The organism is Pseudomonas hormoni (assembly GCF_018502625.1).
GTDB classification, from domain to species: Bacteria; Pseudomonadota; Gammaproteobacteria; order Pseudomonadales; family Pseudomonadaceae; genus Aquipseudomonas; species Aquipseudomonas hormoni.
Map to the genome: position 1 here is coordinate 4955659 of NZ_CP075566.1, position 14824 is coordinate 4970482.

The following is a 14824-nucleotide window of genomic DNA, read 5'->3' on the forward strand; positions in this document are numbered from 1 at the left end:
GCAACAACGACAGGCGACTGCTGCGCAGTCGAACGGGAGCAAGCTCCCTCGCCACAAAAGCGGGTTAGCGTTCGATTCCGTGTTTACGCAGTTTTCTATAAAGGGTATTGCGGCTGACGCCAAGTTGCTCGGCGGTATGGGTCATATGCCAACGGGTTTGCTCCAGCGCATTCAACAATGCCAGCCGCTCGGCATCATCCAGGGGATGTTCGGAAGGCTGTTCAACGGCAACAACCGGCATCGGTCGCGTCTGCCGAATCATCGCAGGCAAATCCTCCAGACCGATCCACCCGCCGTCACACAACGCCGCCAGCGTGCGCAGCACATTGCGCAACTGCCGCACATTTCCGGGCCAGGCAAAACCCAGCAACGCCTGGCGTGCCGGTTCATCAATCAGCACCGTCTCCCCGCCCGCCTCTTCCGCCAGCAGAAAATCAAGCAACTGTGATTTGTCACTGCGCTCGCGCAACGCCGGCAGTGCGATCTCCAAACCGTTGAGCCGGTAGTACAAATCCTCGCGGAAGCTGCCGTCCTGCACCCGTGCCAGCAAATTACGGTGAGTGGCGCTGATGATCCGCACGTTGACCGACTCCGGTTCACCGCCAATCGGAACCACTTGCCGATCCTCCAGCACCCTCAACAGACGGGTCTGCAACGCCAGGGGCATGTCGCCGATTTCATCCAGAAACAATGTCCCGCCATCGGCCTGCTGCAACTTGCCACGCATGCCCTCCTTGCGCGCGCCGGTGAAGCTGCCGCCGCGATAACCGAACAGTTCGCTCTCGATCAGGCTTTCGGGGATGGCCGCGCAATTGAGCGCGACGAAGGCCTTTTCCGCCCGTTGACTGGCCTGATGCACCGCTTTGGCAAAGGCCTCTTTGCCGGACCCGGTTTCGCCGTTGATCAGCAGCGGTACGTCCCGCTCGAAGACGCGAAGGGACTTGCGAAAATCTTCCTGCAACCCCGCGTCCCCCAGACAAATGCCCGACAACCGCGACGGCTCGGCAATCGCCGGAGCGGGTGCCACGGGCACTGGAATGCTGCGCGGCTGACCGCGCAACACGGCAAACAGACTTCGCCCGTCACGGGTGCGCAGCGGCCAACTGGCGCTGGCATTCACACTCGCGCGGCCCAGCAACTCGTCCAGCGAGCAGTCGAAAAACGCCTCGACCGGTTTGCCCAGCAGTCCGCCGCGAACATGCCCCAGCAGGTTGAGCGCACTCTGGTTGACCGCGCAGATCCGCCCTTCCCCGTCAAACGCCAGCAACCCTTCGCTGAACAGCCCGACAGATTCAGCCTGCAGGTGGAAACGCAGCAACCACTGATTGTCGAAGTAACGCAGGAAATAGCAGCTCTCGATCATCTTCGCCGACAGATTGACCAGCGCCATGGTGTGGAACTGGCTTTGCCGCGAGACTTCGTGACGCGCGGAAGACACGTCGAGTACCGCCAGCAGCTCGCCATGCGGGTCGAACACCGGGCTCGCCGAGCAGGTCAGGCCAGTGTGGCGGCCGCGAAAGTGTTCGTCCTGGTGGATGGTCAGCGACTGGCGCTCCACCAGGCAGGTGCCGATACCGTTGGTGCCTTCGCAGGCTTCGCTCCAGTCGGCACCGAGCCAGAGGCCGGCGCGCTCGAAAATCTTGCGCTCGGCGGGCGCGGTCACGCAGTTGAGGATCACGCCGCGCGCATCGGTCAGCAGCACCGCATGACCGGCGCCGGAAAGTTGCTGATGCAGGCTGCTCATTTCGTTGCCGGCGATGTGCAGCACTTGCTGCAGGCGCTCGCGGCTTTCGAGGACGCGACCATGTTCCAGCACCGTCGGCGCCATGGTCAGAGCCGGGTCGAGGTGATAGTCCTCAAGACAACGCAGCCAGGACCGGGCAATGGACGGATCGCTGCCGGGACCGTGCAGGTGGGATTTGCCCTGGGTCACGGTCAGCACTTGCTGGGCATGGCGACTCAAATGGTTGTCGTGCATTTCTTATTATTCTCCCCGAGAGCTGTGCTCAAACCCCGTTAAGGCAGGCACACATCTTGTGGCGAGGGAGCTTGCTCCCGCTCGAGTGCGAAGCGCTCGCCAAACCATGACCGGTAGACATTTTTGGGGCCGCTTCGCAGCCCAGCGGGAGCAAGCTCCCTCGCCACAGAGGAATACCTGATGGCAATGCTGGCCCAGCATCCTCCAGCCATCGGCGCATTGCAATGCTGGCAAGACCGCTCGGTCACACGCTGTGCCACAAGCGGTACAAAGTGTCACGGGCACCGTACCGAAAGCGTCACAGACGCCGCCCGCCCGTCCGACAAAAATCGCGCAAGGCCTTGATTTGCCTGACCTGCAGGGCAGTGGCCCGACCTTTGCTCTACGCTTATAGCAAGCGCACAAGCGCTCTCCCTTATAAGCACAAAAGCCAAGGAGAAATCACCATGCGTTACGCTCACCCCGGTACTGAAGGCGCTATCGTTTCGTTCAAGAGCAAATACGGTAACTACATCGGCGGCGAGTTCGTCGCGCCTGTCAAAGGTCAGTACTTCACCAATACCTCGCCAGTGAATGGCCAACCGATTGCCGAATTCCCGCGTTCCACGGCCGAAGACATCGACAAGGCCCTGGACGCTGCCCACGCCGCTGCCGACGCCTGGGGCGCCACGTCCGCCCAGGCTCGCTCGCTGGTGCTGCTGAAAATCGCCGACCGCATCGAACAGAACCTGGAAGTCCTGGCAATCACCGAATCCTGGGACAACGGCAAAGCCGTGCGTGAAACGCTCAACGCCGACATCCCGCTGGCCGCGGACCATTTCCGCTACTTCGCCGGTTGCATCCGCGCGCAGGAAGGCAGCGCCGCCGAGATCGACGGCAACACCGTGGCCTATCACATCCATGAACCACTGGGCGTGGTCGGACAGATCATTCCGTGGAACTTCCCGATCCTGATGGCCGCCTGGAAACTCGCCCCGGCCCTGGCTGCCGGTAACTGCGTGGTGCTCAAGCCTGCCGAGCAAACCCCGCTGGGCATTACCGTGCTGATGGAGCTGATCGGCGACCTGCTGCCGCCGGGCGTGCTTAACGTGGTGCAAGGCTTCGGCAAAGAAGCGGGCGAAGCCCTGGCCACCAGCAAACGCATTGCCAAGATCGCCTTTACCGGCTCGACCCCGGTCGGCTCGCACATCATGAAATGCGCCGCCGAAAACATCATTCCGTCCACCGTGGAGCTCGGTGGCAAGTCGCCGAACATCTTCTTCGCCGACATCATGCAAGCCGAAGAAACCTTCATCGAAAAAGCCGCCGAAGGCTTGGTGCTGGCGTTCTTCAACCAGGGCGAAGTCTGCACCTGCCCGTCTCGCGCACTGGTGCAAGAGTCGATCTACGATGACTTCATGAAAGTGGTGATGAAGAAAGTCCTGCAAATCAAACGTGGCGACCCGCTGGATACCGACACCATGGTCGGCGCCCAGGCGTCCGAGCAGCAATTCGACAAAATCCTTTCGTACCTGGAAATCGCCAAGGGCGAAGGCGCCGAACTGCTGACCGGCGGCAAGATCGAAAAACTCGAAGGCAGCCTGGCGACCGGGTATTACATCCAGCCGACCCTGCTCAAGGGCACCAACAAGATGCGCGTGTTCCAGGAAGAAATCTTTGGCCCGGTGGTGAGCATCACCACGTTCAAGGACGAAGCCGAAGCCCTGGCCATTGCCAACGACACCGAGTTCGGCCTGGGCGCCGGTCTCTGGACCCGCGACATCAACCGCGCCTATCGCATGGGCCGCGCCATCAAGGCCGGTCGCGTGTGGACCAACTGCTACCACCTGTACCCGGCGCATGCCGCGTTCGGCGGTTACAAAAAGTCCGGCGTCGGTCGTGAAACTCACAAAATGATGCTCGATCACTATCAGCAGACCAAAAACCTGCTGGTGAGCTACGACATCAATCCGTTGGGGTTCTTCTAACTCAACGCGATACCGCGTAACGGCTATCGCGAGCAAGCTCGGCTCCTACAGGATCACGCCGTACCTGTAGGAGCATGGCTTGCCAGCGAAGGCGCCCTCAATGACACATCAAACATCGCCCTGCCGCTCTGGCACGGGCTTTGCGTGCCCGCTCTACAGGCAAATGCAGTTCCCGACAGTCCAACAGATCAAACAATAAAAAAGACAGCGAGGACTTATGACTTCTTCCACACAGCTCAAACCCACACTCGGCACCCTGCATTTATGGGGCATTGCCGTCGGCCTGGTGATTTCCGGCGAATACTTCGGCTGGAGTTACGGCTGGGGCACCGCAGGAACCCTGGGTTTCCTCGTCACCGCGTTGATGGTGGCGACGATGTACACCTGCTTCATCTTCAGTTTTACCGAATTGACGACCGCCATTCCCCACGCTGGCGGGCCATTCGCCTACAGCCGGCGGGCCTTTGGCGAGAAAGGCGGACTCATCGCCGGCATCGCCACCCTGATCGAATTCGTCTTTGCGCCGCCGGCCATTGCGATGGCCATCGGCGCTTATCTGAACGTGCAGTACCCGGAGCTTGATCCCAAGATCGCAGCTGTTGGCGCCTATTTCGTGTTCATGGGCTTGAATATCCTCGGCGTCAGCATCGCCGCGACGTTTGAACTGGTAGTCACCGTGCTGGCGGTCGCCGAATTGCTGGTGTTCATGGGCGTCGTTGCGCCGGGCTTCAGCTTCAGTAATTTCGCGCTTAACGGCTGGTCGGGCGCCAACGAGTTCACCATCGGCTCGATCCCTGGCATCTTTGCGGCGATCCCCTTTGCGATCTGGTTTTTCCTTGCGATTGAAGGCGCGGCGATGGCGGCCGAAGAAGCCAAGGACCCGAAACGCACAATTCCCAGGGCTTACGTCAGCGGCATTCTGACTCTGGTGTTCCTCGCGATCGGCGTGATGGTGATGGCGGGCGGCGTGGGCGACTGGCGCCAACTGTCGAACATCAACGACCCGCTGCCTCAGGCGATGAAAGCCGTGGTCGGCAACAATTCGACCTGGATGCACATGCTGGTGTGGATCGGCCTGTTCGGTCTGGTGGCGAGTTTCCACGGGATCATTCTTGGCTACTCGCGGCAGTTCTTTGCGCTGGCCCGGGCCGGTTACCTGCCTCGCGGCCTGGCCAAGCTCTCGCGCTTCCAGACTCCGCACCGGGCGATCCTGGCCGGCGGCGTGATCGGCATCGCGGCGATCTATAGCGACGGTCTGGTCAACCTGCAAGGCATGACCCTGACGGCAGCAATGATCACCATGTCGGTATTCGGTGCCATCGTGATGTACATCATCAGTATGCTGAGCCTGTTCAAGCTGCGTAAAACCGAGCCAAATCTGGAACGCAGCTTCCGCGCGCCGGGTTACCCGATCGTCCCGGGCATTGCGCTGTTCCTGGCAGTGGTGTGCCTGATAGCGATGGCATGGTTCAACCCGCTGATCGGCTGTGTGTTCCTCGGATTCATGGCGGCCGGTTATTTGTATTTCCAACTGACCGCCAAGCAGCGCTTCGATGCGCCGGCGGATGCGATGCTCGAAGGCGTCTGAGTTGCACCGGCGCCGGGCTGATTGCCTTGCGCCTGCTTTATTGAAGTGCACACAGATCCCCTGTGGGAGCCAGCCTGCTGGCGATTGCGGTCTGACAGTCAGCACAGATTTTGAATGACACACTGCAATCGCCAGCAGGCTGGCTCCCAAAGGGAATGTCAGGGTAATCAAGACTTCTACACATCAGGAGGACACCGTCCCATGGCCACATTTGCCCATTCCGTCGGCGCCCAGACCTACCGCTTCGCCAGCCTCAAAGAGGTCATGGCCAAGGCCAGCCCGGCGCGCTCCGGGGACTTTCTGGCCGGCGTCGCCGCCCTCAACGATGGCGAGCGTGTGGCCGCGCAAATGGCCCTGGCTGATATCCCGCTGACTCATTTCCTGCAGGAAGTGCTGGTTCCCTATGAGGCCGATGAAGTCACCCGTCTGATCATCGACACCCACGACAAACAAGCCTTCGCCGCGGTCAGCCATCTGACTGTCGGCGGATTCCGCGATTGGCTGCTCAGCGATGCCGCCGACGAACAGAGCCTGCGCGCCCTCGCCCCCGGACTGACGCCGGAAATGGCCGCGGCCGTGTCGAAAATCATGCGCGTGCAGGACCTGGTGCTTGTCGCGCAGAAAATCCGCGTGGTCACGCAATTTCGCGGCACCATGGGCCTGCGCGGACGCTTATCCACACGCCTGCAACCCAACCATCCCACCGACGAACCGGCGGGTATCGCGGCGAGCATTCTCGACGGACTGCTGTACGGTAACGGCGACGCGATGATCGGCATTAACCCGGCCACCGACAGCATTGCCTCGATTTGCGCGATGCTGGAAATGCTCGACGCAATCATCCAGCGCTACGAAATTCCTACACAAGCCTGCGTGTTGACCCACGTCACCACGTCCATCGAAGCGATCAATCGCGGCGTTCCGCTGGACCTGGTGTTCCAGTCGATCGCCGGCACCGAAGCGGCCAATGCCAGCTTCGGCATCAACCTGAACGTTTTGCAGGAAGGCTACGACGCCGGTTTGAGCCTGAACCGCGGCACGTTGGGGCAAAACCTGATGTATTTCGAGACCGGTCAGGGCAGCGCCCTGTCGGCCAACGCCCACCACGGCATCGATCAACAGACCTGCGAAACCCGCGCCTACGCCGTGGCGCGACATTTCAAACCGTTCCTGGTGAACACAGTTGTAGGATTCATCGGCCCGGAGTACCTCTACAACGGTAAACAGATCATCCGTGCCGGCCTGGAAGACCACTTCTGCGGCAAATTGCTGGGCGTGCCCATGGGCTGCGACATCTGTTACACCAACCACGCCGAAGCCGATCAGGACGACATGGACACCCTGTTGACCCTGCTGGGCGTGGCCGGGATCAACTTCATCATGGGCATCCCCGGTTCCGACGACATCATGCTCAATTACCAGACCACCTCGTTCCACGACGCGCTCTATGCCCGACAAACCCTGGGGCTGAAGCCGGCGCCGGAGTTCGAACAGTGGCTGGCAAAAATGGGCATCTTCACCCAGGCAGACGGCAAGATTCATTTCGGCGACAGACTGCCGCCCGCCTTCCGCCAGGCGATGGGGCAACTGGGATGAGTGTCGAAATGGATAAACCGCGTGTTGATGCAGAAAACCCATTGCTGGAACTGCGGCGCCTGACCCCGGCGCGGATTGCCCTGGGCCGCACCGGCACCAGCATGCCCACCAGCGCGCAGCTGGATTTCCAGTACGCCCACGCCCAGGCCCGGGACGCGGTGCACCTGCCCTTCGACCATGCAGGGCTTAGCACGCAATTGGCGGAGTGCGGATACGAAAGTGTGCTCCTGCACAGCGCCGCCACAAACCGGGACAGTTATTTGCAGCGCCCTGACTTGGGGCGGAAATTGAGCAATGAGTCGGCGCAAATCTTGCGCAACCATGCTTCAGCCCATCCCGGCGGCGTTGATCTGGTGATTGTCGTGGCCGATGGTTTGTCGGCACTGGCTGTGCACCGTCACACTGTGCCCTTCCTTGCGCGCATGCGAGAACAGATCGAAGTCGATGGCTGGACGGTTTCTCCGGTGATTCTGGTAGAGCAAGGCCGGGTCGCGGTGAGCGACGAGATCGGCGAGTTACTGGGCGCCAAAATGGTGGTCATCCTGATCGGCGAACGCCCTGGACTCAGCTCGCCAGACAGCCTGGGGTTATATTTCACCTACAATCCAAAGGTCGGCCTGACGGATGCTTACCGCAACTGCATCTCCAATGTGCGACTGGAAGGCTTGAGTTATGGCATGGCGGCACACCGCTTGCTTTATCTGATGCGTGAAGCCTGTCGGCGGCAGCTGTCGGGGGTAAACCTGAAGGACGAAGCGCAGCTTCAGACGCTGGAGTCCGACGCAGGAGCGGATATGAAAGGTAATTTCCTACTGAATTCGCCGAAAACCTGAACCGTTTCCGCATTGCGTTTCTGATTCGATTTCAGGCAGGATCGAAACACGGCTGCCCGAGTGAAGAACCGTTCGCCGTCAGAGCACGTGAAGACAGCCACTTGAAGACGAGACCTATCGATGCGGATTATTCAAGCGACCCTCGAACACCTGGACCTGCTGACCCCGTTGTTCGTCAAATATCGCGAGTTTTATGGTTCCCTGCCGTATCCGGACTCGTCCCGGGCGTTCCTCGAGAAACGCCTGCGCCGCAAGGAATCGGTGATCTACCTGGCCCTGGCCGATGACGACGACAAGAAGCTGATGGGTTTCTGTCAGCTGTACCCGAGTTTTTCGTCGCTTTCGCTTAAACGCGTGTGGATCCTCAATGACATCTATGTCGCTGAAGACGCCCGCCGTCAGTTGGTCGCCGACAACCTGATGCGCACCGCGAAAAAAATGGCCAAGGAAACCAACGCCGTGCGCATGCGCGTTTCCACCAGCAGCGACAACAAAATCGCCCAGAAAACCTACGAATCCATCGGATTCAAGGAAGACACCGAGTTCAAGAACTACGTGTTGCCAATCAGCGACGAGCTGTAACGCCGCTGTGCTGAGGCGAGCTCTTGTGGCGAGGGAGCTTGCTCCCGCTCGGCTGCGCAGCAGTCGCAAAATCAGCCAATGCAATTCCCCTGACCTACCGCGAGCTCAGGCTTTGGGAGTGCTTCGCCCTCCAGCGGGAGCAAGCTCCCTCGCCACAATGAATGGTGTAATGGCCAAATCTCGCGACATCCCCCGCGACAAACTCGACGCGCTTTTCACTTGTCAGCCCGTATAATGCCGACCTTTCCGGCTTGTAAGAAAAACTACACCCGTCTGTAGCCTTACACGAAGTCATCCGCACAGGCCTGCCGAGTCTCGCCGTCACCACAGGTGCCCCCATGGATTTCAACCCGCTCGACCTGATCCTGCATCTCGATGTTTACCTCGACTTGCTGGTAAACAACTACGGGCCATGGATCTACGCCATTCTGTTTCTGGTGATCTTCTGCGAAACCGGCCTGGTGGTGATGCCCTTTCTGCCGGGTGATTCCTTGCTGTTTATTGCGGGTGCCGTGGCGGCCGGTGGCGGCATGGACCCTGTGCTGTTGGGCGGTTTGCTGATGCTCGCGGCGATCCTCGGTGACAGCACCAACTACATCATCGGACGAACGGCGGGCGAGCGCCTGTTCAGCAACCCGAACTCGAAAATCTTCCGTCGCGACTACCTGCAACAAACCCACGATTTCTATGACAAGCACGGTGGCAAAACCGTGACCCTGGCGCGTTTCCTGCCGATCATCCGCACCTTCGCACCGTTCGTCGCCGGCGTGGCGAAAATGCCTTATCCGCGTTTCTTTGCCTTCAGCGTCCTCGGCACCATTCTTTGGGTGGGCGGCCTGGTGACCCTCGGTTACTTCTTCGGCAACGTACCGTTCATCAAGCAAAACCTGTCGCTGCTGGTGGTGGCCATCATCCTGCTGTCGCTGGTACCGATGATCATTGGTGTGGTGCGCAGCCGCTTCGGCAGTAGCGCGTCCAAAGCCGAACCCCGCTGAGCGATGTGGTCGCTCAGCGCCTGGCGTCGCCGGCGCATCCTGGCCAGACACCCGATTGCCGACGACATGTGGCAGCGGGTGCGCCATCACCTGAGTTTTCTCGACGGCATCAGTGCCGCTGAAGACCAATGGCTGCGTGAAGCCAGTGTGCTGTTCATCGAAGACAAACACCTGACCGCCTTGCCCGGTGTCGAACTCCACCAGGAGCAGCGCTTGCTGCTCGCGGCCCAGGCGCAATTGCCCTTGCTGAACCTGGGGGATTTGAACTGGTATCAGGGTTTTCACGAAATCGTCCTCTACCCCGACGACTTCCTCAGCCCCCAGCGTCATCGCGACGCCAGCGGCGTCGAGCACGAGTGGGACGGCGAACACAGCGGTGAAGCCTGGCAGCAAGGCCCGATCATCCTCGCCTGGCCGGGCGTGATAGCCAGCGGCGGCTGGGAAGGCTACAACCTGGTGATCCACGAACTCGCGCACAAACTCGACATGCTCAATGGCGATGCCAATGGTCTGCCGCCGCTGCACGCCGACATGCGCGTCAGCGACTGGGCCAGCGTCATGCAAGCGGCCTACGACGACCTCGACCGACAACTGGACCGCGATCCGGACGCCGAAACCGCCATCGATCCCTACGCCGCGGAAAATCCCGCCGAGTTCTTCGCGGTCACCAGTGAATACTTCTTCAGCGCCCCGGATTTGCTGCACGAGGCGTATCCTCAGGTGTATGAACAGCTGAAGCTGTTTTACCGGCAGGACCCACTGACACGGCTGCGGCAACTTCTGGCCGAAGACCCGGTCTATCAGGCACGCGACTAAGGTCTCTACGACCTCTGGTACGTGGCGTCGACGAAGGAATATGCCTATAATCGCCGCCACTTTTTGGTCAATCCGGCCAAGTGTTTTTGGTCAACTAACGGGGGGCACCGCCCAATGAGCTACAGCAAGATTCCGGCTGGCAAAGACCTGCCGAACGACATCTACGTCGCGATCGAGATTCCGGCCAACCACGCGCCGATCAAATACGAAATCGACAAAGACAGCGATTGCCTGTTCGTTGACCGTTTCATGGCCACCCCGATGTTCTACCCGGCCAACTACGGTTACATCCCGAACACCCTGGCTGACGACGGTGATCCCCTCGACGTGCTGGTCGTGACCCCTTACCCGGTTGCTCCAGGCTCCGTCATCCGCGCCCGTCCGGTCGGCATCCTGAACATGACCGACGACGGCGGCGGCGATGCCAAAGTCATCGCAGTCCCACACGACAAGCTGTCCCAGCTGTACGTTGACGTGAAGGAATACACCGACCTGCCACCCCTGCTGATTCAGCAGATCGAGCACTTCTTCGCGAACTACAAAGATCTCGAAAAAGGCAAATGGGTGAAAATCGAAGGTTGGGCCGGTGCAGACGCCGCCCGCGAAGCGATCACCAAGTCGGTTGCTGCCTATAAAGGCTGAGACGCCACTGGCCTTGCGCCACTGACGACTTGAAAAAACCCCGGTTTATCCGGGGTTTTTTGTGCGTGTTTGAATCAGTTTAAACAGCACGTTTACCCGGCGGGCACACCGGTTTTTTCTTGTTTAATTCTTACCAAAGACGTCTTACATCAAGACTTAAAATTCACACCAAATTTGAACGGTTTGTTGAATCAAAGCCTTATGCCGCGCGGCTAGACTCGTGTTTATGAAAAAGAACAAAACCTGCGGCCCACGATTCAGAATGCTCCTGGTAGAGGTCAAAATCACGACCACGAGATTTGCCGAATTCCTGGGTATTTCCGACCCTCAAACTGTCCACAACTGGTACTCCCGCGGAGTGCCCGACTACCGCATGGAAGATGTCGCAAGAAGACTCTCCGTGAACAGCGAATGGTTGAAAACCGGCGAAGGGCCGAAAGACGCCAGGGAATTACGTCTGATCGACGACTCCGGCAACGCCTTCGACGCCCAGTCGCTCCGCGGCACCTATCGGGTCATCGAACCAGTCGATATCGAACTGCCCTTTTACAAAGAAACGGCCATCACACCCGGCTCTGACAAAACCCATGTCATCAAAGACCCCAGCGAATCGATCCGCCTGCCGCGTAGCAATCTCGACTCCCTGGAAATCAATCACGTCGACGCCATCTGCGCCCGGATGGTCGGCAACAGCATGGCCGAAAGAATCGAAGACGGCTCCATCGTCGCCATTGATCGTGGGCTCACACAAATTGTCGACGGAGAGATCTACGCCATCGAGCACGACGGCATGTTGCGCATCAAATACCTGAGTCGGGTGCCGGGCAACGCGATTCGCATGCGCAGCCACAACAGCGCCGAATACCCCGAAGAGATCTTCAGAGTCGCGCAAATCGAAGAAGAAAACATCAGGGTGCTGGGATGGGTGTTCTGGTGGTCGACGCTTAACAAACGCAGGCCGCCGGTGCCGTTTTTGTAACACCTCGACGGGCAATCCCCACCTCCAGGCCTCACACAATCCCTGTAGGAGCGAGGCTTGCCCGCGAAGGCGTCCGAACACTCACCCTCATTCTCAGGGTCGATCACCTGGCCCGAGCACCCGACAGCACCACTCAACACACCACGCTGGGAATTCTCCAAAAAAATCAGTATGCTGCGCCCCACATTTGCGCATCGACCCGCCCCGCGGCTCTGATCGCACCGACAAGGCAGATGATTTTCTCGCCGAGTCCCACAGCCGGACGCAAGATCCGGGTGTACGTTTTGAAGGCTGGCGCGGTTTACCAAAAATGAACCAAGCCAGTCCCCGAGAAGCCGGCCACAAGCCGGCTTTTTAACGTCTGGAAGAAAGCACGCAGCATCAACGCATGCAATGCAGAATCGGTCAGCAGCCTGCTGACCCATTACGGATAACTAAACCCCTTAACCAACGTCAACTCCCCCACCGCCCGCATCGGCACCAGAAAAGTCTCCATCTTCTCATTCGGCGTCCCTTCCTCCGTTATCACCGTCACCTGCGCCGTCGTCAGCGGTTGAACCGCGTCCTCCTGCCCGTCCTCATCACTCCGATACCCGCCCCCGAAGTAATTCACGTAAACGAGGTACTGACCTTTGATCGGCGCCGGCATGGCAAAAATTTCCGGGCCGTACCCCGTCGTCACGTCCACGTCCAGCGCAGCACCATTCGGCACAACACGATCGCCATACCAAATGTGTGCCCCATCAGGCGTGATGAGGTGCAAGTCCAGATCCGTACCGTCGCTGTCCCAGGCCAGCAACACTCGCAATTTCGCCGGGGTGGCGCCACCACTGGTATTGAGAAATTGCGTGCGATGGCGTTGCAGGCCATCGGGGCTGCGGACTTCGACGCTATTGCTGCCGTTGGGAAATGAGAACGGTCGATCGAAGCGGCCAGCGGAATCGATTTTCAGCGGCATGCTGACGCCATTGACGATCAATCGTCCCGGTTCAGTGGACTTGGGCGTGGCTTTGATCTGGCCGGTGATGCGTGCGGTGTTGGCTTGCCCTGCCGGGGTATTCACCGAGGAAGCCGGGTAGTTGACGGTCTGGCGGAAGTTTTCACCTTCGCCCTCGACCGCACCGGTGCGCCAGCCGCCGACGGGGGTGTCGAGTTTGACGGCGCTTTCAGCCGCGGAAACCGTCGGCAGCACGCAAACAGAACAAAGGAACAGGAGGACCTGTGGATAACGGAGTTTCATGGCCTATTCCAGCAAGAGGTGGCGGGCGAGCCCTTCGATGTAGGTTTCATCCTGGCCGTTGGGGTGTGCTTCGAAGGCCAAGTGCAGGTATTCGTGGGTCAGGTCGAGGCGGTCTTGCAGCGACAGCACGCCGCGCACATAGATGCGCTGACGCTCGCGGTCGACGTACGGGCGGCCGAAGGCGAGGCGACAGACGGCGAAAGTGCTGACTTCGTTGTAGCCGGTTTCGCTTTCGAGGCGTTGGCGCCAGCCGCGGCGTTGGGTTTGCAGCCAGTCTTGCGCGGCGGGCAGCGCTTCGCAGGAGGCGACGGGGTTGTCCCAGCGGCTGAGGCTGGCGCGTGGGTAAGCGTGCAGCAGGATCGCGTCGTAGCGTTGGCCGGCGTTGGCTTGTTCGACAGCTTGCTGCCATGAGAGTTTGTCCGGGCCGGGCTGGTCGGAGTGGTAGGTGACGGTGCTGCCGGCGAGGACGAGGTCGCTGGTCCACGCGGCGATGTTGCGCGACTCGGTGGTGGCCGGGCGTGGCGCGACGCGTTGACGGCTGCTGCTGTCATCGATGCTCAGGCAGTCGCCGTTGCGGGCGGCGTTTTGCAGCAGATAGGTGCGGATGGCGACGGCCAGGGCTTTGGCGGCTTCAGCGGGTTCGGGTTTGGCTTCGCGCTGCAGGACGCGGGCGACGTACTCTTCTCGGTCCAGGCGTGCGACCAGTTTGTCGCCCACCAAAAACAGCTCACCGTCGCTGTGGATATCCAGTTGATTGCCGTTGGCGAAATCAACGCGATAGTCGCCCTGCAGAGGCCCGGAAGAAACAACCCGATCCCCCGCCAAAACGCGTCCAATCGGATAGCGAGAAAACAGCCCGACCTCGACGCAACGCCCCGCATCAACAGGCCAACCCACCGGCAACACCGAAGCCAACGCCTGACCGTAATTGCGCAGAACCATCTGACTGGTCCCCCGTCCACCGGCCCAGATCGGCGTGCCATCCGTCAGCCAACCCGCAAAACCTCCCTGACGCGACGAGGGATCCTGATCCTCCAACCAGCTCCAGGTTTTCACCCGCAACCGGCCACCGAGTTCGCCCACGACATTGCCATCAGCGGCATTCAACACCACGTCCAGCAACACCCTCCGCGCCTGATCCTGCGCGGGCATCACGGCCAACATTCGCAGCAACTCCACCACCGAGACCCGAGTGGATGGCTGCAACGAAGGCAAATCAAGCAGCCACTCCGGCGCTTTCCGCGCCTGCCAATACGTGCGCCAATCTGCGCCAACAATGCCCAAACGCGCAGGCTCAAAGTACAACCCGCAGGACTTCACCAGCGCCTGATCACGCTCAATCTTGCCGCCCGCGATGCAGCAATAAACTTCTTCTTTCGACTGCCCCCGACATTCATACGCCGGCTCTCGGGCATCGGTGTCCACCAGCCAGACGTAGACAAACAATTTCCACACACTACCCAACGGCGTCTGCAAGGAGTCAGGCAACGGCTCGCGAGAAATCACCTGGGTCCGGCTCAGCGACAGCAATTCACCCTTGAGGCCCAGTCGCAACGGTTCGTCCTGCGCTGTCGCCAGCGCAGGGATCAAACACAGTAGCCACCAGAC

General features: G+C 60.0%; 13 protein-coding genes. 10 read left to right on the forward strand and 3 right to left on the reverse strand.

The window, feature by feature from the left end:
- Nucleotides 1–64: 64 nt before the first annotated feature.
- Complete coding sequence (locus tag KJF94_RS23080; protein ID WP_214379060.1) at nucleotides 65–1978, reverse strand: sigma-54-dependent Fis family transcriptional regulator; 1914 nt, start codon at nucleotides 1976–1978, stop codon at nucleotides 65–67.
- A gap of 446 nt (nucleotides 1979–2424) precedes the next feature.
- Between KJF94_RS23080 and exaC the strand changes: the two genes are divergently transcribed.
- The 9 genes from exaC to KJF94_RS23125 all read left to right on the forward strand — a co-directional run bounded on the left by exaC (nucleotide 2425) and on the right by KJF94_RS23125 (nucleotide 11976).
- Nucleotides 2425–3945, forward strand: a complete 1521-nt coding sequence (gene exaC, locus KJF94_RS23085) for an acetaldehyde dehydrogenase ExaC (RefSeq protein ID WP_214379062.1) — start codon at nucleotides 2425–2427, stop codon at nucleotides 3943–3945.
- 217 nt (nucleotides 3946–4162) lie between these two features.
- Entirely contained in the window at nucleotides 4163–5533 is a 1371-nt protein-coding gene (eat, locus tag KJF94_RS23090; RefSeq protein WP_214379064.1) for an ethanolamine permease, read from the forward strand.
- A 201-nt stretch (nucleotides 5534–5734) separates the two neighbouring features.
- A complete protein-coding gene (locus KJF94_RS23095; RefSeq protein WP_214379066.1) occupies nucleotides 5735–7129 on the forward strand; it encodes an ethanolamine ammonia-lyase subunit EutB in 1395 nt (464 codons plus the stop codon).
- An 8-nt stretch (nucleotides 7130–7137) separates the two neighbouring features.
- Entirely contained in the window at nucleotides 7138–7962 is an 825-nt protein-coding gene (eutC, locus tag KJF94_RS23100) for an ethanolamine ammonia-lyase subunit EutC (protein WP_214379068.1), read from the forward strand.
- Between the two features lie 120 nt (nucleotides 7963–8082).
- Nucleotides 8083–8544 carry a GNAT family N-acetyltransferase gene (locus KJF94_RS23105; RefSeq protein ID WP_008042983.1) on the forward strand — a complete coding sequence of 154 codons (462 nt, stop codon included), beginning with the start codon at nucleotides 8083–8085 and terminating at the stop codon, nucleotides 8542–8544.
- Between the two features lie 338 nt (nucleotides 8545–8882).
- On the forward strand, nucleotides 8883–9539 hold the full coding sequence (locus tag KJF94_RS23110) for a DedA family protein (RefSeq protein WP_214379070.1): 657 nt from the start codon (nucleotides 8883–8885) through the stop codon (nucleotides 9537–9539).
- A gap of 3 nt (nucleotides 9540–9542) precedes the next feature.
- On the forward strand, nucleotides 9543–10355 hold the full coding sequence (locus tag KJF94_RS23115; RefSeq protein ID WP_214379072.1) for a M90 family metallopeptidase: 813 nt from the start codon (nucleotides 9543–9545) through the stop codon (nucleotides 10353–10355).
- A 114-nt stretch (nucleotides 10356–10469) separates the two neighbouring features.
- The gene (gene ppa, locus KJF94_RS23120; protein ID WP_003205933.1) at nucleotides 10470–10997 is read left to right on the forward strand and encodes an inorganic diphosphatase; all 528 of its coding nucleotides are present in this window, start codon (nucleotides 10470–10472) and stop codon (nucleotides 10995–10997) included.
- A 226-nt stretch (nucleotides 10998–11223) separates the two neighbouring features.
- Complete coding sequence (locus KJF94_RS23125; RefSeq protein WP_214379074.1) at nucleotides 11224–11976, forward strand: S24 family peptidase; 753 nt, start codon at nucleotides 11224–11226, stop codon at nucleotides 11974–11976.
- Nucleotides 11977–12400: 424 nt separating this feature from the next.
- Here KJF94_RS23125 and KJF94_RS23130 read toward each other — a convergent pair whose 3' ends face one another.
- Nucleotides 12401–13216, reverse strand: coding sequence for a YfaP family protein (locus tag KJF94_RS23130; protein ID WP_214379076.1), 816 nt, complete (start codon nucleotides 13214–13216; stop codon nucleotides 12401–12403).
- Nucleotides 13217–13219: 3 nt separating this feature from the next.
- The gene (locus KJF94_RS23135) at nucleotides 13220–14641 is read right to left on the reverse strand and encodes a DUF2300 domain-containing protein (RefSeq protein ID WP_375379888.1); all 1422 of its coding nucleotides are present in this window, start codon (nucleotides 14639–14641) and stop codon (nucleotides 13220–13222) included.
- On the opposite strand from KJF94_RS23135, the gene KJF94_RS30695 reads away from it, so the two are divergent.
- Nucleotides 14546–14815 carry a hypothetical protein gene (locus tag KJF94_RS30695; protein WP_431768165.1) on the forward strand — a complete coding sequence of 90 codons (270 nt, stop codon included), beginning with the start codon at nucleotides 14546–14548 and terminating at the stop codon, nucleotides 14813–14815. The two genes, KJF94_RS23135 and KJF94_RS30695, sit on opposite strands and share 96 nt — an antisense overlap.
- The last annotated feature ends 9 nt before the right edge of the window (nucleotides 14816–14824 follow it).

Excerpts from the sequence above, each read along its gene's own strand:
- exaC (WP_214379062.1), top strand. The coding sequence starts at position 2,425 with ATGCGTTACGCTCACCCCGGTACTGAAGGCGCTATCGTTTCGTTCAAG.
- eutC (WP_214379068.1), top strand. The coding sequence starts at position 7,138 with ATGGATAAACCGCGTGTTGATGCAGAAAACCCATTGCTGGAACTGCGG.
- KJF94_RS23080 (WP_214379060.1), bottom strand. The coding sequence starts at position 1,978 with ATGCACGACAACCATTTGAGTCGCCATGCCCAGCAAGTGCTGACCGTG.
- KJF94_RS23095 (WP_214379066.1), top strand. The coding sequence starts at position 5,735 with ATGGCCACATTTGCCCATTCCGTCGGCGCCCAGACCTACCGCTTCGCC.
- eat (WP_214379064.1), top strand. The coding sequence starts at position 4,163 with ATGACTTCTTCCACACAGCTCAAACCCACACTCGGCACCCTGCATTTA.
- KJF94_RS23125 (WP_214379074.1), top strand. The coding sequence starts at position 11,224 with ATGAAAAAGAACAAAACCTGCGGCCCACGATTCAGAATGCTCCTGGTA.
- KJF94_RS23110 (WP_214379070.1), top strand. The coding sequence starts at position 8,883 with ATGGATTTCAACCCGCTCGACCTGATCCTGCATCTCGATGTTTACCTC.
- KJF94_RS23115 (WP_214379072.1), top strand. The coding sequence starts at position 9,543 with ATGTGGTCGCTCAGCGCCTGGCGTCGCCGGCGCATCCTGGCCAGACAC.
- ppa (WP_003205933.1), top strand. The coding sequence starts at position 10,470 with ATGAGCTACAGCAAGATTCCGGCTGGCAAAGACCTGCCGAACGACATC.
- KJF94_RS23130 (WP_214379076.1), bottom strand. The coding sequence starts at position 13,216 with ATGAAACTCCGTTATCCACAGGTCCTCCTGTTCCTTTGTTCTGTTTGC.
- KJF94_RS23105 (WP_008042983.1), top strand. The coding sequence starts at position 8,083 with ATGCGGATTATTCAAGCGACCCTCGAACACCTGGACCTGCTGACCCCG.